The sequence below is a fragment of the Flavobacterium johnsoniae genome (assembly GCF_001879205.1).
Taxonomy (GTDB): domain Bacteria; phylum Bacteroidota; class Bacteroidia; order Flavobacteriales; family Flavobacteriaceae; genus Flavobacterium; species Flavobacterium johnsoniae_A.
In genome coordinates, this window is sequence record NZ_MLFK01000007.1 from 16,943 (window position 1) to 43,239 (window position 26,297).

The following is a 26,297-nucleotide window of genomic DNA, read 5'->3' on the forward strand; positions in this document are numbered from 1 at the left end:
ATTAATCTAATTTATTGATGTAGTATTTCGGGTATTTACTCGCTACAAAGGTAAATTGATTTTTTGATAATGGCTGATTGGTTTTAAAAGAATTAACGGTTAAAGTTGTTTTTGTTCCGTTTTTTCCGGTTTCAATCAAATTATAGATGTGTTTAGTCTGAACATCAATACCTAATAAAATTTCTTTTCTTTGGTCTTTAGTGCTTGTTGGCGCTAATTTAATGTATTGAATTTTTCTTCCTTTCACATTTTGAACAATGTCCATATTGTATTTATAACCAGAATTGAAGAAAGTAAGCATTTTTGAAGGCGTAATAGCATTATCGTCTTTTTCATTTACTTTAGAAACAGTAACCTCTTCGTCTTCAGGAACAATTGTATAGGTTTTTTGCCCGTCAAAAATTTTGGTAACGCCCATAAAATTTAATACATATTGATTTCCTTTCATGGTTACGTTTCCTTTACTGTCCTGATTGATATTTTCTTTTGCGTTATTTAGAGAATACTTAAAATCAATAACAATATTATCGTAGCTTTTTATTTTTGCAGTTACCTCGTTCAATAAATCTTTGGCTTTTTTATCCTGAGCCTGAATAGAAATGAAACTCAAAAGCAATAAAGCAGCTATTTGAAAACACTTTTTAGTCATGTTAGTGATAGAATTGTTTTTGATTTCCTGAATTTTTGTTCTCATGATGGGGTTAATTTTGTTCATTATTAAAAAATTGATCAAGAGCACTCAAATCTAAAATGTTCACACTTCTTGCTTTACTGCCTTCAAATGGGCCAACAATTCCGGCTGCTTCCAGCTGATCGATCAAACGACCGGCTCTGTTGTAACCTAATTTTAATTTTCTTTGCAGTAATGAAGCAGAACCTTGTTGTGCATTGACAATAATCTCGGCAGCTTCTCTAAATAAGGTATCTCTTTCAGAAATATCCATATCAAGATTAATGCCAGTTTCTTCTCCAACGAACTCTGGAAGCAAATAAGCCGTAGCATACGCTTTTTGTCCACCTATAAAATCTGTAATTTTTTCTACTTCCGGAGTGTCAATAAAGGCACATTGAACACGAACAACATCGTTTCCATTAGTGTATAGTAAATCTCCGCGGCCAATTAACTGATCAGCTCCCTGCGTGTCAAGAATTGTTCTGGAGTCAATTTTTGATGTTACTCTAAATGCAATTCTCGCCGGGAAATTCGCTTTAATCAAACCAGTAATGACGTTTACCGATGGTCTTTGTGTGGCAATAATTAAGTGAATACCAATAGCACGTGCTAATTGGGCCAGACGTGCAATCGGAATTTCAACTTCTTTTCCTGCTGTCATAATTAAATCGGCGAACTCATCGACAACCAAAACGATGTAAGGTAAGAATCGGTGGCCGGCTTCCGGATTTAATTTTCTCGATTTGAATTTTTCGTTGTATTCCTTAATATTACGAACCATCGCATCTTTTAATAAAGAATAACGGTTATCCATTTCAACACAAAGTGAATTCAAAGTGTTTACTACTTTTGCGTTGTCTGTAATAATAGCGTCTTCAGTATCTGGAAGTTTGGCTAAATAATGTCTTTCAATTTTATTGAAAAGCGTAAGTTCTACTTTTTTTGGATCGACCAAAACAAATTTTACTTCGGCCGGATGTTTTTTGTATAAAAGCGAAGTTAAAACCGCATTTAATCCAACTGATTTTCCTTGTCCTGTTGCTCCTGCCATCAATAAGTGAGGCATTTTTGCTAAATCAACAACAAAAGTTTCGTTAGAAATAGTTTTTCCTAAAGCAATTGGCAGTTCCATTTCAGCTTCCTGGAATTTTGCAGAACCAATAACGCTTTTCATTGAAACCATGGTTGGATTCTTATTCGGAACCTCGATACCAATTGTTCCTTTTCCTGGAATTGGTGCAATAATACGAATTCCCAATGCCGAAAGCGACAGGGCAATATCATCTTCTAAACTCTTAATTTTAGAAATTCTGATACCAGCTTCCGGTACAATTTCGTATAGCGTAACAGATGGCCCAACAGTGGCTTTAATCTGTGCAATTTCAATTTTGTAGTTACGAAGTGTGTCTACAATCTTGTTTTTATTTTCTTCTAATTCTTCTTGGTTAATTGTAATTCCTCCAGTCGAATATTCCTTTAGTAAATCGATGGTTGGGAATTTGTAATTCGATAAATCCAAAGTTGGATCAAACAGCCCAAAATCTGCAACCAGGCGAGAGGCAAGGTTTTCTTCGATAATGTCCTCTTCTTCGGCTTTTTCTATAACAAATTCTTCGTTATGAGCCGGAGTTTCTGTTACCGGATTGATATTCATTTGAAGCGGTTTTACCACCGGATTCAAATCAATTTCTGATGAATGGTTAATCGTTGGTTTTAAAGCTTCTTTGTTGATTTCGAATTGGGTATCTTCTGTTTTTAGATGAATATTATCTAACTCAGGATCTTCTTCAATTGCAAATTCCTCTAAATTATAAGCACTCTCTGGCTGCGGAGTTGGTTTTAAGGACCCCAATTCTGACTTGAATTCTTTTTTAGTTGAATCAAAATAAGATTGAATTTTTTCCGGAGATAATTTTATTTTAAAAATCAAATAAACAATCAACCCGAAAAGCAGAGTCAGTAAAGTTCCTGTTTTTCCTATATAATCCTGAAGGAAAAGATTGAGTTCATAACCAATCGTTCCGCCTAATTCCGGTGCCGAAGTTGCGAAAAATCCAAATAAAACAGAGACAATAATAATGGCAAATAAATCCCAGAACCAGGTGTTTTTTAATTTTTTGGTCGAAAGTTCTAATGCCAGAAATAATCCGGTTAAAAAGAATAAACGAACAATTATAAAAGATGCGATTCCGAAACCACGGTAAACAATTAAATCGGCAAGAAAAGCTCCGAATTTTCCGAGCCAGTTTTGTACCACTTCTTCACGATCTCCGAGCTGGCTAACCGCACTTTGATCGGTCTGCCATTGTCCATTTACGTAAAAAGAAATAAATGCAACCAGTAACGCAATAGAAAAGAGTACCAAAAGGCAGCCCAACACAAATTTTTGTTGTTTGGATAATGTCCAAGATCTGATGCTTGCGACTTTTGATTCGGTTTTTTTGTCTACAGTTTCTTTTTTTGTTTTTGCCATTCTTGCTTCCGCCTATATAAATTTTGGAATATAAATAATCAAGCCAATTGCTATTGCTGTCATGGCGGCAAAAAATACCGCTCCCGCAGCAATATCTTTAATAAACCCAATACGTTTGCTGTAATCGGGGTGGATAAAATCGGCAATTTTTTCAACAGCCGTATTTAATCCTTCAACACTTAAAACCAAACCTATGGCTAAGGTTTGACAAAGCCATTCGGTTTGAGAAATATGAAAATAGAACCCCGCAATGGTCATAATAATTCCCAATGAGAATTGAACCATAACGCTGTGTTCTGTTTTGATAAGTTTTACAGCTCCTTTAAAAGCATAAGTCACGCTCTTTAGCCGACCTGTAACAAAGGTATTATCTTTTTGAAAATCCATTTATTGGAAAATATTATAGTGCTGCTAAAGCTGCTTCGTAATTTGGTTCGTTTGCAATTTCTGCAACTTGTTCTGTGTGAGTGATTGTTCCGTCAGCATCAACTACAATAATGGCTCTTGAGTGTAAACCAGCTAAAGGCCCGTCAACAATTTCCAAACCGTTTGCTTTACCAAAACTTCCTTCTTGAAAATCAGATAAATTAACTACATTTTCTAAGCCTTCGGCACCACAAAAACGTTTTTGAGCGAAAGGTAAATCTCTGGAAATACATAAAACAGTAGTGTTTTCTAATCCGCTGGCACTTTGATTAAATTTTCTAACAGATGCAGCGCAAGTTCCTGTGTCAACACTTGGAAAAATATTTAAAACTAGTTTTTTGCCAGCGAAGTTACTTAATGAAGCAACAGATAAATCGTTTTGTACTAATTTGAAGTCAGCTAATTTTGAACCAACTGCTGGTAATTCGCCTGATGTATGAACTGGATTTCCTCCTAATGTGATTGAAGCCATGATTTTTGTTTAAAATTAATGAGGCTCAAAAGTAAGGATTAATATTTGAATCTAAAAGTATTTGTTATTCGTTTAAGGAGAGATTAAGGATGGTTTTTGGATGGCCGCGAATTCACGAATTATATATTGGAAATGTTAGTCTGAGCGAAGTCGAAGACCACGCAGGGAACTCCATAATCTAAGTTAGTAATCCTTGTAGATTTACTTTGGCCGGGCTTCGACTTCGCTCAGCCTGAGACTGAGAATTGTAACTTAAAAAGCGGTAAACAAAAAAAAGCGCCTCTTGGGGAGACGCAATTAAAGTCATGTTTTTGGAAAAGACTGGTTTATTTATCTATTGAGCCTAAAACGCGTTTCATAAATGCATTAAGAGCTTCTTTTTTATCTGTTCCCTGAGAAACCATTTTGTGTACTTCAAGAGCACCGTACATATTCGAAATCAATTCGCCAATTACATCTAATTCTTCGTCTTTTAGAGAAGGAATTTCGGTCATAGCTTCCAGAACTTCGATCGTTTCTATGATATAATCCTGATCGTTTTCTTCGATGAACTGCGTTAACTGCTTTATTACTGGTAATTTCATAATTTTAGACTTCTTAGATTTTTAGACATTCTTAGACTTCTTAGACTTTTTTAAAGTTTTTAGACCACTTTCTAAGAAGTCTAAAAATCTAAGCCAGTCTAACTAATCTAAATTTAAGCAATTGCGTTTACAAGATCGATTAAAACTTCTTGCTTGTTGGTTTGAGTTTCGCCAACTAATTGTCCGTTTACAAAAGTTGCAAATGTTGGAAGATTGCTCACATTAGCTAATTTTCTTGATTCAGGAGAATTTTCTGCATCAACCAAAACAAAAGTAATAGCTTCATTTTCTGTTGCTAATTTTTTGAATTTTGGTTTCATAATACGGCAGTTTCCACACCATGAAGCTGAATATTGTACTACTACTTTTTCGTTTTTAGCAACTAAATCTGCTAACGTATCTTCGTTTAAGTCGATTAACATAGTTTTTTATTTTAAGACACCAAGTTGCTAAGGTTCTAAGATGCTGAGTTTGCTCTTGAACCGAATAACTTTGTGTGGATTTATTTGATGTTTTTTTTAAGTCGTTGAGATTCTAAGATCTAAGTTTAATCTTAGAATCTCTTGACTTTTATTGTAGAATTGTATTTAAGATTCAAAAGTTAAGTTGAAAAACTTAGCATCTTAGAACCTTAGTATCTTAGCAGCTTAATTAGCGCTTAAGTATTCAGCAGTACTAACTCTGTCTGCAGACATAGCTTCTTTACCAGCTTCCCAGTTTGCAGGACAAACTTCACCTTTAGTTTGGATGTGTGTGTAAGCGTCAACCATTCTTAGGTATTCGTTTACGTTACGTCCTAATGGCATATCGTTAACACTTTCGTGGAAGATTTTTCCAGTTTCGTCAATAAGGTAAGTAGCTCTGTAAGTTACGTTTGAACCTTCGATGATCACTGAATCAGTATCTTCGCTGTAGCTTGTAGATTCAATATCAAGGATACCTAAAATGTTAGCTAAGTTACGGTTTGTATCAGCTAAGATTGGGTAAGTAACACCTTCGATTCCACCATTGTTTTTTGGAGTATTTAACCAAGCGAAGTGAACTTCGTTTGTGTCGCAAGAAGCACCAATTACGATAGTATTTCTTTGCTCAAATTCTGGTAATGCAGCTTGAAAGGCGTGTAATTCAGTTGGACATACAAAAGTAAAATCTTTTGGGTACCAAAATAAAAGTACTTTTTTATTGTTGTTTACTGCTTCTTCAAAAATGTTGATTTTTAAATTGTCACCCATTTCTGAGATAGCATCTACTGCAATACTTGGGAATTTTTTTCCTACTAAAGACATATTTTTCGTTTTACGTTAAAAATTTATTTCTGATGCAAAAGTAGGGTATAAGTACAGGTACTTACAATAAGATGTGATTATTAATATTTATAAGTTGATAAATTTTAGCTATATGAATTTATAAGTTATTGGATGTCAATGTTTACCGGAAGAATCCCATTGCCTGGAATATTTTCTAAAAATTGAATTCCTGCTGTTTTTTGAAATTCTTCGAAATCCTGATAGACCTGAATTAAGCCGAAAGCCCTTTTGAGATTTGGAATTATCGGTAAAACGTACGGATTTCCGAAAACATAGACGATGCATTTTTTGGTTTGCAGCAAATTTGAAAGTGAATCTAATACCTGATCGTCAATTTCAAAATTATTCATTGGTTTTGCTTTTGGAACAAATAATGAAATAATAATAGTTTCAAAATTCTCTAGTTCTTTGCTGATTAATGAAATATTTGAAACTTCCGGATTTTCAAAAGCAAATTCCGGCGAAGTTAATTTTGAATTTAAAGTCGAAAAAAACGTATTATCGGTATTTTTATATAAACTCAGTTTTGCAAGTTTGTTATTTTTCTGTGCTTCAATTGCCAATTCTAAATTTGAATTATCGATAATTTTAGTTATAGCGTTTTCAGCAATCTGAAGGTTTAATTCTGAAGTCTTTTTAAAGTTTAGTTCGCCTGAGGTAAAATTGTTTGCAGAGAGAATTCCGGCCTTTTCTTTGGCTTTCATGATTCTGTTGAAACTTTCTTCAATTCTTTCCGGTGAAGCATTTTTCAGGATTTCTTCAATCCCTTCCTTAACATTTTCAGCAAAGCACAAAACATCATTTCCGGCATTGAAAGCTTCCCATTCTAAATGACCTTTTGTTTCATATAGTTTTGAAACACTATGCATATTTAAAGCATCAGAAATCACTAAACCATCATAGCCTAATTTATCACGTAAAAGATCCTGAATAACGGCTTTTGATAATGTTGCGGAAGTATCCTTTCCGTCATTTAAACTCGGAACAGCCAAATGACCAATCATTATAGAGTCGACATTGTTTTCAATTCCTTTTATGAACGGATACAATTCGTTTTCCATTAATTCTTCTAATGTCTCATTTAAAACAGGTAATCCCAAATGCGAATCGACATTGGTATTTCCGTGTCCGGGAAAGTGTTTCAGACAGCCTAAAACACCCGCTTCAGACATTCCTTTTAAATATTCAAGAGCAAAATTGGCGACTTTTTCTTTGTTTTCACCAAAAGAACGATATCCAATAACCGGATTGTTTGGGTTATTATTGATGTCTGCCAAAGGCGATAAATTATACTGAATTCCGGCTGCTTTTAAATCTAAACCAATTTGCTTTCCAACTTCAAAAACCAAATCAGATTTAGTTGAAGGTAAAGCGCCAAGTGTAATAGCATACGGATATTGAGGTGTTTTTTCGATACGCATTGCCAATCCCCATTCTGCATCAATACTGATTAAAAGTGGAGTAGAAGCCGCTTTTTGGTAACGAACTATAAGATCTTTAATTTTTTGATAGCTGTCATCATTAAAAACAACTTTTTTCTTGCTTTCATAATTGGTTGCAGCGCTCGCACGACTGTGAAAAAAGGTTAGTCCGCCAATATTATGTTCTTTGATTAAGCGTTCGGTTTCCTGAATATTTTCTTCGGTATCATTGATGAAAACAGCAGGAAAAAAGAATTGTCCCACTTTTTGTCGTAATGCTTGAGCTGTCATTTTCATTATTATAAAGTCTTTTTCATACAGACACTGTTATCCATCTTTTCATAAGGCGGATAATTTGGAATTATGGTATAATTTAATTTTTGATATAAGTTTATAGCTTCGGGCTGTTTTTTTCCAGTTTCGAGAACCGTATATGTATAGCCAATTTCTTTGGCCCAGATTTCTAATTCTTTTAAAACAGCAGAGGCGATACCTTTTTTACGATAATCAGGATGAACGTACATGCGCTTGATTTCGGTTGTACCGCTTTCTTTTTCTCTAAAAGCGCCGCATCCGGCAGGAATCCCGTTATCATAATAAACGATGGTATGTTTTATCTTATCAGTTTTATTATATTGATTGTAAAACGCATGATCTTCGCCGTCTCTAATGGCTAAATCCTGGTCTAATAAAGCAACCAAACTTATAAAATCAATATCATCGGAATTTGTTCGTTTTATGTTCATGATTTAGAATGCTTAGATTGGTATATTTTAATTTTCTAATACATAGAAACATAGTATTTAATTCTTGGAAAAACCGTTTCACTTTATTTAAATACATCCCGACACTTCGGGACTATATGTTGAGAAACGAGTTTTTTCTTTTTATTCTTTTCAGTTAATCCCGATAGATATCGGGACTATGTGTTTAAAAGAATGTTTTATTTCAATTTTGCTTTCTTTTGTTTCGCTAATTGTTTTTTGGTTTCAATCGCTTTTTCTAATCGATTTTTGAAACGGAAAAGTTTTGGCAGCCCTTCCAGTCGGTCTTCGATTGTAATTTCTTCATAAACTACAATAGCTTTTTCTAAAATCCTGATTTCATTGTCGAGATCATTTAGATTTTTGTAGATCGTAGCCAGTCGATCATAAGGATGATTTCCTTTAAAGCTTTCCGCGGCATTTTCCTCATATAATTCAATTGCTTTTTCAAGATTTCCGGTTTTCTCGAACTCAGTTCCTTTCAGGTTGCGTTCGGCCTGCAGATTTTCATTGATTTCCATATGTAAGATGTTTGATTTGGGGTTAAACTTCTTCAGATTTTTTCCCAAAATCTTTCGGGAAAGTTAAAAAGCGTGATAAAATAAGACCTGGAATTGTAGCTATCAAAACCCAAATAAAGAAGTTATCATAGCCTAAATATTTCTGAATATAACCGCTCAGCATTCCCGGAAGCATCATTCCCATTGCCATAAAACCGGTTGCAAGTGCATAATGAGCTGTTTTTGATTCTCCTTCGGCAACATGAATTAAGTACATCATAAAAGCGGTAAATCCAAAACCGTATCCAAATTGTTCTAAAATCACAACGGCATAAATATAATAAATAGAGGTTGGATGAAAGAATGCTAACAAAATAAATCCAATAATTGGAAGGTGCATCGTTAAAAACATAGGAAGCATCCATTTAGTAAGACCTTGTTTAGAAATCGCGATGCCGCCTAAAATGCCGCCTAAAGTCAAAGCGCCAACACCAAAAGTTCCGTAAATTATTCCAACGGATTCAGTATCTAAACCCATTCCGCCTAGTTCTTTCCCATCTAATAAAAACGGACTTAGCATTTTAAGCAATTGTGATTCTCCTAATCTGAAAACCAGAATAAAAGCCAAAATTAATCCGATTTGTTTTTTCTTGAAAAAGCTGATGAAAACCGTTGCGAAGTTTTGATTTTGATGTTCTTCTTTGATATTTGCAACAGCGTTTATTTCGTTTTTTGGAGTAAAAATAAAATTATAAACGGTTATAAAAGTCATTAATAATCCAACTGCGATCATGGTATAAGACCAAGCTTTTGTATTGTCGCCGTATTTGTGTTCTAAATAACCTGCAAAAAGTACAATTAATCCATTTCCGGCTAATAACGAAAGTCTATAAAAAGTACTTCTGATTCCGAGGAAAAAGGACTGCTGATTTTCTGGTAAAACCAATAAATAAAAACCATCGCTGGCAATATCATTAGATGCTGAAGCGAAAGCAGCAACCCAGAAAATCGCCAGAGTCATCATAAAAAATCCATTCGCAGGAATCGTTAATCCAACTAATAAAAAGGCTATTGAAATGAGTAACTGCATAGATAAAAACCATTTTCTTTTGGTTCCGTGCAGTTCAATAAACGGACTCCACAAAGGTTTAATTACCCACGGCAGATATAACAAACTGGTGTAAACGCCAATGTCTTCATTTGTAATACCCAGATTTTTGTACATAATTACCGAAACGGAAATAATTACGGCATACGGTAATCCGGAAGCGAAGTTAAGAAGCGGAATCCAAAACCAGGGTTTGTTATCTATTTTCATTTGGCTGAGCAGGGGAATAAATTTTAAAATTCTTTTTTAAATCGGCAGCAGCTGGTGTGCTTTCGTTTGCAAAATAATCAATAAATGTCACAGCGCAAGCTTTATATTGATTGATTTTTTCTGCAGGAATAGAAAATGAAATAACACCGTCTTTTTCAACAGCTCTTACTTTATCGATTATTTTCGTGGCATCGTTTGTATTGATTTTCGAAATATGTTCACCGCCATAAATTACAATATAACGCACTTTTGTATTTAGCGGACTTTTGATGCTGAAAGTATATTTTAAGCTGTCTTTTGTAAATTCAGTAAAAACCGGATTGTCAATAATAATACGTTTCAGATTAGGAACCGCCAAAGGAATTGCGGGATACTTATATTGGTTTTCTTCTAAAAGACGAACAATGTCAAAGTTTTTATTCATGAACCATTTAGCACTGAAATATGCACTTCCGGAAACGTTTTTAAAACTTCTGGCAAAATCAACCTGATTTGGAATTTCAGTTGCAAAATTCCAGCTTTTATCGCTGTCTGCCCTGATTTTGTAAGAAGCATGACCTATATAAACAGCCGTGTTATTAGAGTTTTCTGACCACCATTTTACTAATTTTGAGTAAGAAGCTCTTGTGTTGTTCATGCTCCAATACAATTGAGGCAAGATATAATCGATCCATTTTTGGTCCATCCATAACATAGGATCAGCATATAAATCGTCATAATTTGAAGTCGACTGCGTTTCAGAACCTCTCGGATCTTGAGATTTATTGCGCCAAACCCCAAACGGACTGATTCCGAATTGAACCCATGGTTTGCTTGCTTTTATAGTGGTTGAAATCGTGTGTACAAAGTTGCTCACATTGGCGCGTCGCCAATCAGAAAGACTTAAACCCGAACCGTATTTTTTATATGAAGCCGAATCGTTAAAGACTTTTCCGGGAACGGCATACGGATAAAAATAATCGTCAAAGTGAATTGCATCGATGTCATATTTGTCTACAACTTCTTTAACTACTTTTGTTAAATGTGCCTGAACTTCAGGCAATGCAGGATCGTAATACCATTTTCCGCCGTATTCGATCATCCATTCCGGATGTTTAAAAATATCGTGGTTTGGGCTTAAAAGGTTTTTGTTTAAATCGAAAGTTGCGCGATATGGATTCAGCCACGCATGAAATTCAAAACCTCGATTATGTGCTTCTTCGATCATCCAGGCCAAAGCATCGTAATACGGATTTGGAGCAACACCTTCTTTTCCTGTTAAGAATCTTGACCATGGCGCAAATTCTGATGGATAAAAAGCATCGCCAACACTTCTAATCTGAACGATAACAGCGTTATAGTTTAGTTTTTTATATGTATTTAAAATTTCTAAATAATCAGCTTTTTCTTTTTCAACATTGTCAATTGCTGTTTTTGGCCAGTCAATGTTTACTACTGTCGCGATCCAGACACCTCTAAATTCATTTTTAGGATGCATTATCTTTTCTTGTGAAACAGATTTCCATCCGAAGAAAAATAAAAATATGATAGAGAATAGTAAGTGCTGATTTTTATGCATTTCAATCTTTTTTTAACAAGAACCAAAAATAGTTTTTTTAACCGATTATAATTAATAATTGAGAAATTATATGGTTGTAATTTTTTTTGCTGTGAATTGCACTAATAACACTAATTTTATTTTCAAAATAAAAAGAAATAATTAGTGATAATTCGTGAAATTCGTGACAACTTTTTTATGGCCGCAGATTAAAGGATTTTATGGATTAATCTTTTAAATCGTTTAGTCTGTGGCAAACTTATTCTTTAATCCGGAAAAGAAATTTTCCCCATTGTTACAGATGGAATCCCTTTTTGCGAACCAAAATTATAATTTCCTCCCGCAACAGTTTCATTGGCCAAAACGGCAAATAAAACAGCTTCCTTTGCATCGCCTGAAATCCCGAGAACGTCACTTTTTTCAAATTTACAAGACAATAATTCCTGTAACCAGCTCACCAATAACGGATTTCTTGCACCTCCGCCAGACATATAAACTGTAAACTCCTCGATTGGTGTTTTAGTATTTTCAACTACAAACAAAACTGCTTCGGCAATCGTTTCGGCGCTGAGGCGTGTTAAAGTCGCAAGCAAATCTGGTGCCGAAATATTTTGTAAACCTAATTTTACCAAAGTCGAGTTTACAAAATCATGATTGAACAATTCCTGGCCAATGGTTTTTGGGAAGCTTTTCTGGAAGAAAGCATCGCTTTTTAATTCACTTAAAAATTCCTGATTTACAATTCCGGTTTTGGCAATTGCAGCATCTTTATCGAAGCTTTTTTCAGGGAAATAGTGTTTAGTGAAAATGTCAATAAGCGTATTGGCAGTTCCGGTATCGGTTACAAAAACCTCTTCGGCGTTTTGAGATGCAGGTAAATAAGTGAAATTCGCGATACCGCCCATGTTGAGCATAATTCGGTTTTCGCCTTTTTTGCTGAATAACAAATAATCGCCATAAACAGCCAGGGGCGCACCTTCGCCGCCTGCAGCAACGTGTTTTTGCCTGAAATCAGATAAAGTGATGATTCCGGTTTTTACAGCAATATGATCACCGTCGCCAATTTGTAAGGTTGCATTGGGGAATTTTTCCTGCTGATGCAGAAATTTCGGCGCATGCAAAACCGTTTGTCCGTGTGAAGCAATTAAATCGACTTCATTTGCAGGAATATTCCATTTAGAGAGACAATCGTTAATCATTCCGGCATGTAAATCTGCAATCCATTCGTTTAGCAAAACCAAATGCTGAAAATCGATTGTTTTTTTAGCAAAAACTTTTCTGATTTCGTTTTTAATATCTTCGTCGTAATCAACGGTTTCAAACTGTTCGATTTTTACCACTGTGTTTCCGCCTTCGCCAGAAACTTCACAAAGTGCCAAGTCAAGTCCGTCAAGTGAAGTTCCTGACATTAAACCTAGTATTTTTCGGGTTTCTTTTTGGGCAATATTATAGAGAGCTTTTATATTTTTATTCATTTCAAGTAATCTTAAAAATGCATTTAATTTGGAAACGCTAAAATGGGATTATTTTGCATATAAATTTAGAAAAAAGAGATTTTATTGTTTCGAATTACAAGAATTAACAAAAAATCCATTGAGATGAAATATTTATAGTGAAATGAAGCAGTCAAGAAAGCGTTTTATTGGTGTGAAATATTGATGTTTTAAAGATTTCGCTCTGACATAACTTCTATGAAAATAAAATAAAAGGCTATAAAAGATATAAACGGACAGCAGGAAAAGCTTCTGAAAATTCAAATTTGTTATATCTCACTTCTTGGTAAACTCAATAAAAAATACAGCCCCTTAATTATATATCAAGGGGCTGTATTTTTATTTAAAGAAAAACAAATCAATTTTTTATAAACTTCTTCGCTATAGATTTTTCACCATCGTTTAGTTCTATTATATATATTCCGTTACTGAGTTTATGAATATCGATACCTTTAGAATCTATTTTGCCCTCTTTTATAATTTGTCCGTTTGAGCTGATTATTTTAAAGGCAGTATCGGCATTTGCTGCATTATCAATATACAATTTTTCATGAGCAGGATTTGGACTTAAAATATAACCTTCAGATTTTTTGGCATATTCATCAATACCCAAATTCGAGTCCAGGATTTCTATTGTATAATCTTCTACTTCTCCAATGGCAAATGTTTCACAAGGCGTTGGGGCAGTTCCTTCTTTAAGGATTACCCTCATTCTGGTTTTGCCCGTAATTGCAGTGCCAGGTATAGTGATAAAATTGTTGAGATATGCTGCAGAAGTAGATCCTTTTACAACCAATTCGTCTGGATCATCAAAATCTTTGTTGCCATTATAATCAATCCATACATAGTATCTATTTGAACCAGAAGCTGATGGACTTACCCAGGCATTAATAGAGATGCTTGTTTTTACCCCTTTGGTTATTTTTGCTGATTTTGCTGTAAAATCGCTGTAACCGCTTGCATCTACTCCTGAATTATTGGAAATAGTGCCAAAGGTTACCCAGTTAATAAATTTCTTTGAAATGTCTGTGCTCTTTGATGCACAGTATTTAGGAAGAGCAACAGTGGTTATTGTAATTGTCGCACTTTCTGAATAAAGACCTGCAGGATCTACAGCATTTAAAGTAAAGGTGTAAGTTGTTCCTTCTTGAAGATTAGAAATTGTTGCTTGTGTACCTTTTGGCCATAATCCGCTTGGTCCTCCGGAAATATAATAACTATCTATCTCTTCATTATCTGTTGAAGCAGTCCATGATAAAGTAACTGAAGATGTTGTAATATTAGAAGCTGTCAAATCAGTTGGTTTAGTTGGAGGAGTAGTATCAACTGGTGTTGTGAGTTTAATAATATTCACGGCATTCGAAAAATTATTGGCCTCATCATAGGCGTATAATTTATATGAATATTCTGTTCCCGGTTTAAGACCAGTAATTAAATAATTACTTGATTTAGTTGTTGCTACGAGTGTATTTCCATTGTATATTTTGTAGGTTATGTTATTACCGCTCACAAGATCGGTTGCGGGACTCCAGGATAAATTTACTTTTCTGGACATTAGAGATGCAATAGTAAAATCTCCCGGAATTGTAGGAGGGGTTACATCGGGAATAGTGGTTACAACAATCGGTTCGCTTGAAAGCGAGCTGATTCCATTTGCATTCTTTGTTTTAACAGTATATACATAACTTGTTTTAGGGTCTAGTCCCGTAACAGTATAAGAGGGTATTGCAGAACTTGCAATAAGAACCTGATCCTGATAAATATCGTATCCCGTTACATCAGGATTATTTGCAGGAAGTGTCCAAGATAGTTTAAACTGTGTTTCTATAATTTCTGATGCAGTAAGACTTACAGGTGCTGCGGGAGCTAAAGGATTGTTTGGTACACCTTCTATGATATTGACGGTATAGTCTTCTACTTCGCCGTATTTATATAAACCGCAGGCATTTGGCCTGTAAGCAAATTCCATAGCAACTCTTAGTCTTGTAGTTCCGGTAACGGCATTTTCTGAAACTTTAAAGGTAGAAGTGATAGGTTTTTTATAACTTCCATCAAATGCTGACCAAACCATTTCATCGCCGTAGTTGAAAGCTTTATCTCCGTTGTAATCAATCCAAACTCCGTAACCGGCAGAAAAACTTGCAGCGTTACTCCAAGCAGGATGAATAGATAATAAATAGGTTTCTCCTTTTACTAAATTTATAACCATATTGGTATGGTCGCTGTAGCCAGTTGAGGTGGTATTTGGTCCCAGGAAAGCACCAAGCCTAAATTGACCAATATATTCGAAATCAATGCTGTTACCACCAGCTTCACAGTAAGTAGCTGCTTCTGTTTTTTTTGTTTTTCCAGTCTTTTGCGATTGCGCTTCCAGTACTTGGAAGAATAACAGCAAAATTCCAAAAGCAATTTTTAAAAAAGATTTTTTAAAAGTAATTTTCCCCATGTATTGCAGCAGATTTAGTTTGTTTTTGGTTCTTTATTCAAAAAATGAGATTATTGCTATAATCTGAAATTTAAGCATGTAAATATATTTTTTTATTTTATACCTAAATTATTTTGTAGTCGCTTTTTTCTTAAATTTTTTGAATGGTGTAAAAAACAACCTCCAATTTTTATCCCACGGCTTCAAGACCAAATTCTAAAAAAAGAAGATTTACGTTTTCATTAGCCTTCGACTTCGCTCAGGATGACAATTATGTAGAGAAGAAACCTCTGTCGCCTTGCTGCTTTGAACTTTTGTCTCTCAAAAAAATTATTTCAACACAAACTCATTTTCTTTCAGCTTCTTCAAAACTGCAGCAATAATTTTAGAGCGGCATTCTGAATTTTCAGTAGTTGATGCCGTTTTAACCCAATAACGAATATTGAGTTGAATGACACCCGCAGCGGCAACATCAGTAATTACGGCAGCGTTTTCATGATCTTTTTCGGTTACATCTTCGCTGTTTCCCAGAACTTCTTTTACGAGTTCGATAGCACGGGTATAGTCAGAACCATATTCGAGTCCAACGGTGAAAGTCTGCAGGAGAAAGCCTTCACTGTTATAATTGATAAGTGTATTTTTTATTAAAAGCGCGTTTGGAATATAAATGATTTTCGAGTCGCTTTTTACTTCGGTATCGCGCAGGTTGAGGTTAATGACTTCGCCTTTTACGCCGTTGCTTTCGATTATATCACCAATAGAAAACGGACGTTTAAAAGCCAGCAGAATTCCGGCAAGGAAGTTTTCTCCAATATCTTTAAGGGCAAAACCAATTACAAAAGCAGAGATTCCCGCTCCGGCAAGCATGCTTTGCGCAATTCCGTCAAGTCCAATGATCTTGAACATGAACAAAACTCCAATAATAATTAAAACCGATTTAATTAAACGGGCGATAAAAGTGGCAAGAAGTCGGTCATGCATTCTGGTTTTTAGTCGGTTTCCTGCGAAAATACCAATTCTGGTTGCAATAAACCACGAAACGAGGATGACAACAATGGCGAGAATAAATTTTGGCGTAAGATCGACAATACTGTAATAATAGTTTTCTAAATGTTTGAAGACGTCCTGAACGAAATTTTCCATAATAATAAGGCGTAAAAGTAAATTCTTAAAATTAGCCATTTCAATATTTTAGTGCTTTACAGAATTCGGCTTTAATTTTATAAAATGTTGACGGGCTGTTAAGATAAATCGGCATTTTACACATTTTAACCTGCTATATTTTTATATTTGTGGTCTCAGTTTTGAGAAACTATTTTTAAAGAAAAGCACCATTTACATGTTGACCCAATCTCATTTAGAGCAATTAGCCGGCACGCTTGAAGGCACACTTTTATACGATGATCTTCATAAAACACTTTATTCGACAGATGCATCAGTGTACCGGATTCGGCCAAATGCGGTTGCTATTCCTAAAACGGTCGAAGATATCAGCAAATTGATAAAGTTTGCGGCACAGCATTCTATTTCGATTACGCCCAGAACAGCGGGAACTTCGCTCGCAGGGCAGGCAGTTGGCGACGGACTTGTGGTCGATGTTTCGAAGAATTTTACCAAAATTTTAGGTTATAATGCAGAGAAAAAAACGGTTACGGTTCAGCCTGGCGTTATTCGAGATGAACTGAATTTATTTTTAAAACCGCACGGCGTATTTTTCGCTCCCATTACATCAACTTCAAATCGCGCAATGATTGGCGGAATGGTGGGAAATAATTCATCTGGAACAACTTCAATTCGATATGGTGTTACTCGTGATAAAATTGTGGAGGTAAAAGCCGTTTTGAGCGATGGATCTGAGGTGGCTTTTGGAGAACTGACTTCGGCGGAATTTATCGAGAAAACCAAAGGCGATTCTTTAGAAAATAAAATATATAAAAGCGTTTACAATGAACTTTCAGTAAAAGCGGTTCAGGAAGAAATTATAAAAGAGTTCCCGAAACCGGAAATTCACAGGCGAAATACAGGTTACGCTGTTGATATTCTGCTGAGATCAGAATTATTTGGCGGGACAGAACCGACAATTAACTTCGGAAAATTACTTTGCGGAAGCGAAGGAACTTTAGCTTTTACAACCGAAATCACTTTAAAAGTTGATGATTTGCCGCCTGCGCATAATATTATGGTGGTGGCGCATTATCATACGATTCAGGAATCTTTGGAATCTGTTGTGGTGGCGATGAAACATCATTTGTACACTTGCGAAATGATCGACGATACGATTTTAGATTGTACCAAAACAAATCGGGAACACATTAAAAACCGTTTCTTTTTGGTTGGAGAACCCAAAGCGATTATGTTGTTTGAAGTAGCTTCTCATACGCTGGAAGATGCCGAGAATCAGGCGAATGCCTTAATTGCCGATTTAGAAAAAAACAATTTTGGCTACTCACTCGTAAAAATTTATGGTCCTGATATTGACAAAGCCAACGAACTGAGAAAAGCAGGTCTTGGACTTTTAGGAAGTATTGTAGGCGACGATAAAGCAGCCGATTCTATTGAAGATACAGCAGTTGAATTGAGCGATCTACCAGCTTATATTGCTGAGTTTTCGGCGATGATGCTGCGTCACGGACAAGAAGCAATTTATTACGCGCATGCGGGTGCAGGAGAATTACACTTGCGTCCGGTTTTGAATTTGAAAAAAACATCTGATCTAAAACTATTCAGGACAATTGCGACCGATGTAGCGCATTTGGTAAAAAAATACAGAGGTTCGCTAAGTGGTGAACACGGCGACGGAATTGTGCGCGGTGAGTTTATTCCGTTTATGATTGGCGAAAAGAATTACGAATTGCTCAAAAGAATCAAATTAGCATTTGATCCGAATTCGGTTTTAAATATCGGGAAGATTGTCAATGCCTTGAAGATGGACGAAAACCATCGTGTGATTTCTGGAAGGATAGAGCCGGATATTAAAACGTTTCAGGATTTCTCAGACAGTTTGGGAATTTTACGTGCTGCCGAAAAATGTAACGGTTCCGGCGACTGCAGAAAACTGCCATCAGCAGGAGGAGCAATGTGTCCGAGTTATCGTGCAACACGAAACGAGAAGGAAACGACTCGTGCGAGAGCAAATGCGCTGCGTGAATATTTGACTTATTCTGAAAAAGAAAACAAATTTGACCAGAAAGAATTATACGAAGTTTTTGAGTTGTGTGTAAGTTGTAAAGCCTGTGCGAGTGAATGTCCAAGCAACGTGGATGTTGCGACTCTTAAAGCCGAATTTTTATACCAATATCAAAAAGCAAACGGATTCTCCACCCGAAGTAAAATTTTTGCCAATAACGCAAAACTGAATAAAATGGGAAGTATTTTTCCATCTCTTACCAATTTTATTTCGAATCAGGCATTGGTTAAAAAGTCAATGGGAATTGCGCCGGAAAGACAAGTACCGCTTTTGGCAAAAAAGACTTTCAGAAAGTGGTATGAAAACCATAAGCCTAAAAACACAGATTTCCCAAACGGACAATTGTATTTGTTTGTAGATGAATTTACAAATTATTATGACGTCAATATAGGGATTGATGCTTTTGAATTATTGACAAAATTAGGTTATGAAGTTTTAATCGTAAATCACGAAGAAAGTGGCAGAACGTATTTATCTAAAGGATTTCTGGAAGAAGCCAAAAAGATTACAGATATTAATGTCAATATTTTTAAAGATTTAATTTCTTCGAATACACCATTAATCGGTATTGAACCTTCGGCGATTTTGACTTTTAGAGATGAATATTTACGATTGGCATCGGATAAAGAAAGTGCGGAGAGAATTTCGCAAAATGCTTTTACTATTGAAGAATTTTTCAAAAAAGAAATTGTAGACGGAAAAATAACTCCGGATTCATTTTCTGAAGAAACAAAGGAAATTAAAATTCACGGGCATTGTCATCAAAAGTCATTAAGTTCTGTCGAAGCCACTTTTGCCATGCTGAATCTTCCTAAAAATAATACGGTTACAATTTACAATTCGGGTTGCTGCGGTATGGCGGGTTCTTTTGGATACGAAAAAGAACATTATAAAGTAAGCATGCAGATGGGAGAGGATACTTTATTTCCAAAAGTACGCAACACTGCCGAAAATGTAAAAATTGCGGCAGCAGGAACCAGCTGCCGTCATCAAATTTATGATGGTACAAAACGCGAGGCGCAGCATCCGGTTAGTATTTTGAGGAATTGTTTGCGTTGAGAGATGGCACGCAGATGACAAGGATTCACTTCGTGAAAACGCGGATAAACACGGATTTTTTTTGTTTTGTCTTAAGTTTAGCTCCAGATTATTAAGATTTAAATGATTTTGTTTCATGCAGGTTTACAGATTAAAGCAGATTTAATTAAGATTTTTATTAAATCATTCTGCGCCAATCAGCCTAAATTTTTTTAGATCTGCGTGAAATTGATATTAAAATAATCTGTGCTAATCATTTTAATCAGTGGCAAAAAAAGAAACTCACGCTAACCAGTTAAATCCGTAGAACCCGTGGGCAAAAAAAGTCTCGTTAAAACAAAATCGTTTTATATATTTGAAATCAGGATAATTTTTGCATTATTTGCAAAATAAAACAAAAACGACTGAATTAAATTAATTTATAACAGTAAAAAATATATGGCATTATCGAGTTTATTCCGTAAGAAAACAGTGCAGGATATTCTGAAGCAAGTTGCTCAGAATGAAACAGACGGTCATAATGCATTAGGGAAACATTTGACTACAAGAGACTTAACTGCATTCGGAATAGCAGCTATTGTTGGAGCAGGAATTTTTAGTACAATTGGAAAAGCCAGTGCAGACGGAGGTCCGGCGGTTATTTTCTTGTTCTTATTTACAGCTCTTGCGTGTAGTTTTGCTGCTTTTGCCTATGCTGAATTTGCGTCTATGGTTCCGGTTTCAGGAAGTGCTTATACCTATTCGTATGTAGCTTTTGGGGAGCTGATTGCATGGATAATCGGTTGGGCTTTAATCATGGAATATGCCGTTGGAAATATAACGGTCGCGATATCGTGGAGCGATTATTTTACGGGACTGCTCCAGAGTGGCGGCATTCATCTCCCGCAATGGATTCAGATGGATTATTTAACCGCTTCAAACGGATTTAAAGATGCAGAAGCCTTAATGCGAGGCGGAAAATCATTCGAAAATTTAAGTACTGCTTTGCAGCAGGCACATACAGCCTGGACAACAGCGCCAACCATAGGATCGTTTCATTTTGTGACAGATTTACCGGCTTTATTTATCATTATTTTGATTACAGCTTTGGTTTACAGAGGAATGAAAGAATCTCGTAACGCCAGTAACTTAATGGTAGTTGTTAAACTTTGCGTAGTGCTTTTAGTAATTGCTGTTGGGGTATTTTATGTCGATACTGCAAATTGGGATCCGTTTGCTCCAAATGGAGTTGGAGGGGTTCTAAAAGGAGTTTCCGCAGTATTCTTTGCTTATATTGGTTTTGACGCCATTTCCACAACTGCAGAAGAATGTAAAAATCCGCAACGTGATTTACCACGAGGTATGATGTGGGCGATTATCATATGTACCATTCTATATATTGCTATTGCTTTGGTTTTAACCGGAATGGTAAAATATCACGAATTAAATGTGGGAGATCCTCTTGCGTTTGTTTTCGAAAAATTAGATTTAAAATGGATGTCGGGAATTATTGCGGTTAGTGCAGTAGTAGCAATGGCGAGCGTTTTGTTGGTTTTCCAAATGGGACAGCCTCGTATCTGGATGAGTATGAGCCGTGATGGTTTATTGCCAAAGAAATTTTCTACCGTTCACCCGAAATATAAAACACCATCTTTTGCTACAATCGTAACCGGTTTTGTGGTGGCAGTTCCTGCGTTGTTTCTAAACCTTACAATGGTAACCGATTTATGCAGTATAGGAACTTTATTTGCCTTTGTGCTGGTTTGTGCAGGGGTTTTAGTATTGCAAAACAAACCCGAAATTCCGAGGGGAAAATTCAAAACGCCATACGTCAATTCAAAATATATTTTACCGGTTTTAATGATCGCCGGATTGTATTACGCTTTTGCTTTCAACAATAAAGCGACAATGGCTTTTATCAATAACGATCCTCAGATTTACGATGCGACGTCAATTGTAACGTCTCTAGACAAATCAGAATCAGAGCAGGTTTTTAAATATTTAGAAAGTATCGAAGTAAATAATAAAACTGCCGAAACATCAGATTTAGAACATTTATTAGGACAATATCAGGACGACGAAGTAAAATATGCTGAAGTTGTCAAAGGTTTACCGATCAGCGATTCAGCAAAATATGAATCAGGTTTCAGTTTATTCAAACATAAAATACCAATGTGGATATTCTTATTTGTTTTAGTTGGATTAGCGGTTTGGGCTTTCAGAAAAAATCTATCGTTGATTCCGCTTTTAGGATTAATCTGCTGTCTTTACATGATGGCCGAATTAAGCGTATGGAACTGGATTTATTTTACAATTTGGTTATTAATAGGATTGTTTATCTACTTTACTTACAGTAGAAAAAACAGTAAACTAAATGTAGCCAAAGTTTAAATTAGAAATAAAAAGTAATACAAAAGCCGTTCTGAGATGGATCAGAACGGCTTTTTTTCTGTAAAAAAAATCCGCGTAGAGAATATCTCCAGCGGATTTAAACAAACTAATAAAAAATCGTGCAAATTTATTTATAAAGAAGTGTTTGCTTTTATAGCGATCCATTTTTCTCGCGCAGATCCTGCAGATTTAGCAGATTCTGTTTTATAGAATTCCATAATAAATCGGCATAATCCGCCAAATCTGCGTGAGAAAAGCGTAATGAATTTCTGCAAAATAAACCATTCCTCCGGATCTTTATAAAAGTTCCATTGGAACGATTTATATTTTAGGAACAGGTTTTAATCCAAATCAAAAAACAATCTATGTAAATCTGTTAATCCTGTAAAATTCTTTAGCTTGATAATTTTAAAATTCCAAGTTCTACCATGCAGGCTTTCATCATCTCATAAGTACGCTCAATATCATTATCCAAACCAATCGAAAAACGAATCAGGCCATCGGTTAATCCCATTTCTTTTTGCTCTTCCAACGGAATTTCGCTCGAAGTAGAAGTTCCCGGTGCACTGAATAATGTCTTGTAAAATCCTAAACTCACCGCCAGATAACCTAAATTTCTGGCTTGCATTAGTTCCATTAATTCATTGGCTTTTGCCAAAGTTCCAACATCAATCGTTAGCATTCCCCCGAAACCATATTCCGGATTAATCATCGTTTTGTACAATTCATGACTCGGATGACTTTTTAAGCCCGGATAAACCGTTTTTAAACCGTCTTTTGCAAATTGATCAGCCAGAAAATGTGCGTTATGACTGTGTTGTTTAATTCGGATATGAAGTGTCCGAAGATTTTTCATTACAGAAGCCGAACGTAAACTATCCATCGTTGGTCCCAACAGCATACTCGCACCCGAATTTACATTTTTCAGCGAATTGATAAATTCTTTAGAGGCACAAGTTACGCCCCCAACCGTATCACTGCTGCCGTTAATGTACTTTGTCAAACTATGAATCACAATATCGGCACCCAGTTTTGCAGGAGAAACCGATAAAGGCGAAAACGTATTATCGACCACTAATTTCAGGTTATGTTTTTTAGCGATTTTTGCCAAACCTGCAATATCGGCAACTTCCAGTAAAGGATTACTTACTGTTTCGCAATACAAAACTTTCGTTTTTGGTGTAATTGCCGCTTCTACAACATCTAGTTTTGTAATGTCTACAAAGCTCGTTTCGATTCCAAATCGCGGTGTAAAATTCTTCAAAAAAGCATAAGTTCCGCCATAAATAGTTCGGCTCGAAACAATATGATCTCCCGCACCGCAAAGTTGCAATAGAGTAGGCGTAATTGCACCCATTCCCGAAGCTGAAACATTCGCCGTTTCTGTTCCTTCCATTGCTGCCAAAGCCTGATCCAAATACAAATTACTTGGCGACGAATGGCGCGAATACAAATAACAGCCTTCCATATTGCCTTCAAAAGTATCAAACATAGTTTTGGCCGAAAGAAAAGTATATGTAGAAGAATCAGAAATCGATGGATTTACGCCTCCAAATTCACCAAAGTACTGCAGATCCTGAATTTTATCTGCTGGGTTAAAGTTTTTCATATAGTTAGTTTTTGTTTCAGGTTTCATGTTTCAAGTTCCAACAACCTGAAACTTGAAACATGAAACATTTTTTTTAGGAGCTATTTCCAGCTTTCCGTTTCAAGTCCTCATAAAAAAAGCAAGTTTCTAATGTTCTAAAAAGAGCTTCTCTCGAAGCCTCGGGATTCGCTTTTTTAAAACAAGAAACTTTTGCCTTTTTTACTCCGGGCTTTCCACTTCAATCTGGGCTAGGGCTCTCGTTTCCAAAAGAAATTCTATTCAAAATAAAGTTTAATTAGAAAATTAATCAATCATAAACTGAATAATTAGATTTTAAAACTATAAAAACGAATTTGTTATGATTTTTAATCTAAATTTGATATAGAAAGTATAATTCTATAGATTTTCTTTCTTTTTACAACAAACAATAAACCATCAACAACAAACAGCAATATGATTCTCGACGAAACCGATAAAAAACTCTTGGTTTTATTACAAACCGACAGTAAAAAAACAACCAAAGAATTATCCCTAAAGCTCAATCTTTCGGTAACTGCGGTTTATGAAAGAATCAAAAAACTAGAGCGCGAAGGCATTATAAAAAACTATGCGGCTTTAGTAGATAAATCCAAAATCGAAAAAGGTTTTGTAGTTTTTTGTCATTTAAAATTAATTCAGCATACCAAAGAATTCCTAACCAAATTTGAAAGCGAAGTCATCAAGCTCAACGAAGTTTTAGAATGTCATCATGTAAGTGGTGATTACGATTACATCCTGAAAGTTTTAGTAAAAGATATGGAAGCTTACAGAGAATTTTTGGTTACCAAACTAACTTCATTACAACACATTGGCAGTACGCAAAGTATGTTTATGATTAGTGAGGTGAAGAATTCGACAGTGATTTCTTTTTAAGATGCTGAGGTTCTGAGTTGCTGAGGTTCTAAGATTTAGGTTCAGAGGTTCAGAGAGACAAAGGTTCAAAGGTTTTTAGGATAATCTTGCAAAGACGCAGAGTCGCAAAGTTTTTTGAGTTGCCTCCTGCTTTAGCTGGACGCTATTCAATCATTATAATAAATTTTTTAAAAAAAACTTTGCGACTCTGCGACTCTGCGAGATTAAAAAACAAAAAAACTTTGCGTCCCGAGGCTTCTTGATTGCGTAAAATCTTAGCGAACTTTGCGGTAAAATTTTCAATCTAAATAAAAAATCTCTTTCCCAAAATTTCACACAAAAAACATTGAAATTTAAGTCTTAAACAGAACTTTATTGCTTAATTTTGTAACCGCTAAAATAAAAACAAAATACTATGAGTTCATTTGACGTAGTCATTATAGGTTCAGGTCCTGGCGGATATGTATCAGCAATTCGTTGCGCACAATTAGGTTTCAAAACTGCAATTGTAGAAAAATATAATTCATTAGGCGGAACTTGCCTTAACGTAGGTTGTATTCCTTCAAAAGCATTACTTTCTTCTTCTCACCATTATGCTGAAATTGCTCATTTTGCAGATCACGGAATTGAAGTTTCCGGAGATGTAAAAATCAATTTAGAGAAAAAGATCGCGCGCAAACAAGCAGTTGTAGATCAAACCGTAGGTGGAATCAACTACTTAATGGATAAAAATAAAATTACTGTTTTCAATGGTTTAGGTTCTTTCGTAGATGCAACACACATTGCAGTTGCAAAAGCTGATGGCACATCTGAAACTATCGAAGCAAAATATACTGTAATTGCTACAGGTTCAAAACCTTCTTCTTTGCCATTCATCAAAATTGATAAAGAAAGAATTATTACTTCTACTGAAGCTTTAGAATTAAAAGAAGTTCCAAAACACTTGGTAATTATTGGTGGAGGAGTTATCGGAATCGAGCTTGGACAAGTTTACCTTCGTTTAGGAGCTCAGGTTTCTGTAGTAGAATTCATGGACAGAATTATTCCGGGAATGGACGGTTCTCTTTCTAAAGAATTGACTAAAGTATTGAAAAAACAAGGAATGAAATTCTACGTTTCTCATAAAGTAAAATCAGTAGAAAGAAACGGCGACGCTGTGGTTGTTCAGGCTGAAAATGCTAAAGGAGAAACAATTACGCTTGAAGGAGATTACTCATTAGTTTCTGTTGGTCGTCGTCCTTACACAGACGGATTAAACGCTGACAAAGCAGGAGTTAAAATTTCAGACAGAGGACAAGTTGAAGTAAACGATCATTTACAAACTAATGTTCCAAATATTTATGCAATTGGCGATGTTGTTCGTGGAGCAATGTTAGCACACAAAGCTGAGGAAGAAGGAACTATGGTTGCTGAAATCTTAGCAGGTCAAAAACCGCATATCGATTATAACTTAATTCCTGGTGTAGTTTATACTTGGCCGGAAGTTGCCGCAGTTGGTCAAACTGAAGAGCAATTGAAAGCTGCAGGAGTTGCTTACAAATCTGGAAGTTTCCCTTTCAAAGCGTTAGGACGTGCAAGAGCAAGTGCTGACTTAGACGGATTCGTAAAAATCCTTGCTGACGAAAAAACAGATGAGGTTTTAGGTGTTCACATGATTGGTGCCCGTACAGCCGATTTAATTGCTGAAGCGGTTACTGCAATGGAATTTAAAGCTTCTGCTGAAGATATTTCAAGAATGAGCCATGCACATCCAACTTTCGCGGAAGCGGTAAAAGAAGCAGCATTAGCAGCTACTGAAAACAGAGCGATACACGTATAATAATTACGTTA

General features: G+C 35.6%; 20 protein-coding genes. 4 read left to right on the forward strand and 16 right to left on the reverse strand.

What is annotated here, in order from left to right:
* Window position 1: 1 nt before the first annotated feature.
* From BKM63_RS11655 to BKM63_RS11725, 15 genes are all read right to left on the reverse strand, one after another.
* Entirely contained in the window at window positions 2-694 is a 693-nt protein-coding gene (locus BKM63_RS11655; protein WP_123907072.1) for a LolA family protein, read from the reverse strand.
* Between the two features lie 7 nt (window positions 695-701).
* A complete protein-coding gene (locus BKM63_RS11660) occupies window positions 702-3,146 on the reverse strand; it encodes a DNA translocase FtsK (RefSeq protein WP_071636764.1) in 2,445 nt (814 codons plus the stop codon).
* Between the two features lie 12 nt (window positions 3,147-3,158).
* Window positions 3,159-3,533 (reverse strand): diacylglycerol kinase, encoded by a 375-nt coding sequence (locus BKM63_RS11665; RefSeq protein ID WP_071636765.1) that lies wholly within the window; start codon window positions 3,531-3,533, stop codon window positions 3,159-3,161.
* A 13-nt stretch (window positions 3,534-3,546) separates the two neighbouring features.
* Window positions 3,547-4,044: a thiol peroxidase gene (tpx, locus tag BKM63_RS11670; RefSeq protein WP_071636766.1), complete on the reverse strand. Its 498-nt coding sequence runs from the start codon at window positions 4,042-4,044 to the stop codon at window positions 3,547-3,549.
* Window positions 4,045-4,370: 326 nt separating this feature from the next.
* Entirely contained in the window at window positions 4,371-4,628 is a 258-nt protein-coding gene (locus tag BKM63_RS11675) for a DUF6952 family protein (protein ID WP_042566605.1), read from the reverse strand.
* A gap of 113 nt (window positions 4,629-4,741) precedes the next feature.
* Window positions 4,742-5,050 (reverse strand): thioredoxin family protein, encoded by a 309-nt coding sequence (locus BKM63_RS11680; protein WP_007805605.1) that lies wholly within the window; start codon window positions 5,048-5,050, stop codon window positions 4,742-4,744.
* Window positions 5,051-5,275: 225 nt separating this feature from the next.
* A complete protein-coding gene (locus BKM63_RS11685) occupies window positions 5,276-5,914 on the reverse strand; it encodes a peroxiredoxin (protein ID WP_057119327.1) in 639 nt (212 codons plus the stop codon).
* 125 nt (window positions 5,915-6,039) lie between these two features.
* Complete coding sequence (locus BKM63_RS11690) at window positions 6,040-7,647, reverse strand: glycoside hydrolase family 3 protein (RefSeq protein ID WP_431733023.1); 1,608 nt, start codon at window positions 7,645-7,647, stop codon at window positions 6,040-6,042.
* A gap of 8 nt (window positions 7,648-7,655) precedes the next feature.
* Window positions 7,656-8,102 (reverse strand): GNAT family N-acetyltransferase, encoded by a 447-nt coding sequence (locus tag BKM63_RS11695; protein ID WP_071636768.1) that lies wholly within the window; start codon window positions 8,100-8,102, stop codon window positions 7,656-7,658.
* 197 nt (window positions 8,103-8,299) lie between these two features.
* On the reverse strand, window positions 8,300-8,641 hold the full coding sequence (locus BKM63_RS11700) for a hypothetical protein (RefSeq protein WP_071636769.1): 342 nt from the start codon (window positions 8,639-8,641) through the stop codon (window positions 8,300-8,302).
* A 22-nt stretch (window positions 8,642-8,663) separates the two neighbouring features.
* Window positions 8,664-9,938 carry an MFS transporter gene (locus BKM63_RS11705; protein ID WP_071636770.1) on the reverse strand — a complete coding sequence of 425 codons (1,275 nt, stop codon included), beginning with the start codon at window positions 9,936-9,938 and terminating at the stop codon, window positions 8,664-8,666.
* Window positions 9,925-11,496, reverse strand: coding sequence for a glycoside hydrolase family 10 protein (locus BKM63_RS11710; protein WP_071636771.1), 1,572 nt, complete (start codon window positions 11,494-11,496; stop codon window positions 9,925-9,927). The genes BKM63_RS11705 and BKM63_RS11710 overlap by 14 nt, the downstream gene beginning before the upstream one ends.
* Window positions 11,497-11,741: 245 nt before the next feature.
* Window positions 11,742-12,950 carry an anhydro-N-acetylmuramic acid kinase gene (locus BKM63_RS11715; protein WP_071636772.1) on the reverse strand — a complete coding sequence of 403 codons (1,209 nt, stop codon included), beginning with the start codon at window positions 12,948-12,950 and terminating at the stop codon, window positions 11,742-11,744.
* A 376-nt stretch (window positions 12,951-13,326) separates the two neighbouring features.
* A complete protein-coding gene (locus tag BKM63_RS11720) occupies window positions 13,327-15,414 on the reverse strand; it encodes a GEVED domain-containing protein (RefSeq protein ID WP_071636773.1) in 2,088 nt (695 codons plus the stop codon).
* 309 nt (window positions 15,415-15,723) lie between these two features.
* The gene (locus tag BKM63_RS11725) at window positions 15,724-16,575 is read right to left on the reverse strand and encodes a mechanosensitive ion channel family protein (protein WP_242661133.1); all 852 of its coding nucleotides are present in this window, start codon (window positions 16,573-16,575) and stop codon (window positions 15,724-15,726) included.
* A gap of 157 nt (window positions 16,576-16,732) precedes the next feature.
* On the opposite strand from BKM63_RS11725, the gene BKM63_RS11730 reads away from it, so the two are divergent.
* Window positions 16,733-19,639 (forward strand): FAD-binding and (Fe-S)-binding domain-containing protein, encoded by a 2,907-nt coding sequence (locus tag BKM63_RS11730; protein WP_071636774.1) that lies wholly within the window; start codon window positions 16,733-16,735, stop codon window positions 19,637-19,639.
* 417 nt (window positions 19,640-20,056) lie between these two features.
* Window positions 20,057-21,988, forward strand: a complete 1,932-nt coding sequence (locus BKM63_RS11735; RefSeq protein WP_071636775.1) for an amino acid permease — start codon at window positions 20,057-20,059, stop codon at window positions 21,986-21,988.
* Window positions 21,989-22,382: 394 nt separating this feature from the next.
* Here BKM63_RS11735 and BKM63_RS11740 read toward each other — a convergent pair whose 3' ends face one another.
* Window positions 22,383-23,597, reverse strand: coding sequence for an aminotransferase class I/II-fold pyridoxal phosphate-dependent enzyme (locus tag BKM63_RS11740; RefSeq protein ID WP_071637344.1), 1,215 nt, complete (start codon window positions 23,595-23,597; stop codon window positions 22,383-22,385).
* 432 nt (window positions 23,598-24,029) lie between these two features.
* Between BKM63_RS11740 and BKM63_RS11745 the strand changes: the two genes are divergently transcribed.
* Window positions 24,030-24,488 (forward strand): Lrp/AsnC family transcriptional regulator, encoded by a 459-nt coding sequence (locus BKM63_RS11745; RefSeq protein ID WP_071636776.1) that lies wholly within the window; start codon window positions 24,030-24,032, stop codon window positions 24,486-24,488.
* 394 nt (window positions 24,489-24,882) lie between these two features.
* Window positions 24,883-26,286 (forward strand): dihydrolipoyl dehydrogenase, encoded by a 1,404-nt coding sequence (lpdA, locus tag BKM63_RS11750; protein WP_071636777.1) that lies wholly within the window; start codon window positions 24,883-24,885, stop codon window positions 26,284-26,286.
* The last annotated feature ends 11 nt before the right edge of the window (window positions 26,287-26,297 follow it).

Bases quoted from the DNA above. Each gene is read 5' to 3' on its own strand.
- BKM63_RS11655 (WP_123907072.1), bottom strand. From the start codon at position 694: ATGAGAACAAAAATTCAGGAAATCAAAAACAATTCTATCACTAACATG.
- BKM63_RS11660 (WP_071636764.1), bottom strand. From the start codon at position 3,146: ATGGCAAAAACAAAAAAAGAAACTGTAGACAAAAAAACCGAATCAAAA.
- BKM63_RS11665 (WP_071636765.1), bottom strand. From the start codon at position 3,533: ATGGATTTTCAAAAAGATAATACCTTTGTTACAGGTCGGCTAAAGAGC.
- tpx (WP_071636766.1), bottom strand. From the start codon at position 4,044: ATGGCTTCAATCACATTAGGAGGAAATCCAGTTCATACATCAGGCGAA.
- BKM63_RS11675 (WP_042566605.1), bottom strand. From the start codon at position 4,628: ATGAAATTACCAGTAATAAAGCAGTTAACGCAGTTCATCGAAGAAAAC.
- BKM63_RS11680 (WP_007805605.1), bottom strand. From the start codon at position 5,050: ATGTTAATCGACTTAAACGAAGATACGTTAGCAGATTTAGTTGCTAAA.
- BKM63_RS11685 (WP_057119327.1), bottom strand. From the start codon at position 5,914: ATGTCTTTAGTAGGAAAAAAATTCCCAAGTATTGCAGTAGATGCTATC.
- BKM63_RS11690 (WP_431733023.1), bottom strand. From the start codon at position 7,647: ATGACAGCTCAAGCATTACGACAAAAAGTGGGACAATTCTTTTTTCCT.
- BKM63_RS11695 (WP_071636768.1), bottom strand. From the start codon at position 8,102: ATGAACATAAAACGAACAAATTCCGATGATATTGATTTTATAAGTTTG.
- BKM63_RS11700 (WP_071636769.1), bottom strand. From the start codon at position 8,641: ATGGAAATCAATGAAAATCTGCAGGCCGAACGCAACCTGAAAGGAACT.
- BKM63_RS11705 (WP_071636770.1), bottom strand. From the start codon at position 9,938: ATGAAAATAGATAACAAACCCTGGTTTTGGATTCCGCTTCTTAACTTC.
- BKM63_RS11710 (WP_071636771.1), bottom strand. From the start codon at position 11,496: ATGCATAAAAATCAGCACTTACTATTCTCTATCATATTTTTATTTTTC.
- BKM63_RS11715 (WP_071636772.1), bottom strand. From the start codon at position 12,950: ATGAATAAAAATATAAAAGCTCTCTATAATATTGCCCAAAAAGAAACC.
- BKM63_RS11720 (WP_071636773.1), bottom strand. From the start codon at position 15,414: ATGGGGAAAATTACTTTTAAAAAATCTTTTTTAAAAATTGCTTTTGGA.
- BKM63_RS11725 (WP_242661133.1), bottom strand. From the start codon at position 16,575: ATGGCTAATTTTAAGAATTTACTTTTACGCCTTATTATTATGGAAAAT.
- BKM63_RS11730 (WP_071636774.1), top strand. From the start codon at position 16,733: ATGTTGACCCAATCTCATTTAGAGCAATTAGCCGGCACGCTTGAAGGC.
- BKM63_RS11735 (WP_071636775.1), top strand. From the start codon at position 20,057: ATGGCATTATCGAGTTTATTCCGTAAGAAAACAGTGCAGGATATTCTG.
- BKM63_RS11740 (WP_071637344.1), bottom strand. From the start codon at position 23,597: ATGAAAAACTTTAACCCAGCAGATAAAATTCAGGATCTGCAGTACTTT.
- BKM63_RS11745 (WP_071636776.1), top strand. From the start codon at position 24,030: ATGATTCTCGACGAAACCGATAAAAAACTCTTGGTTTTATTACAAACC.
- lpdA (WP_071636777.1), top strand. From the start codon at position 24,883: ATGAGTTCATTTGACGTAGTCATTATAGGTTCAGGTCCTGGCGGATAT.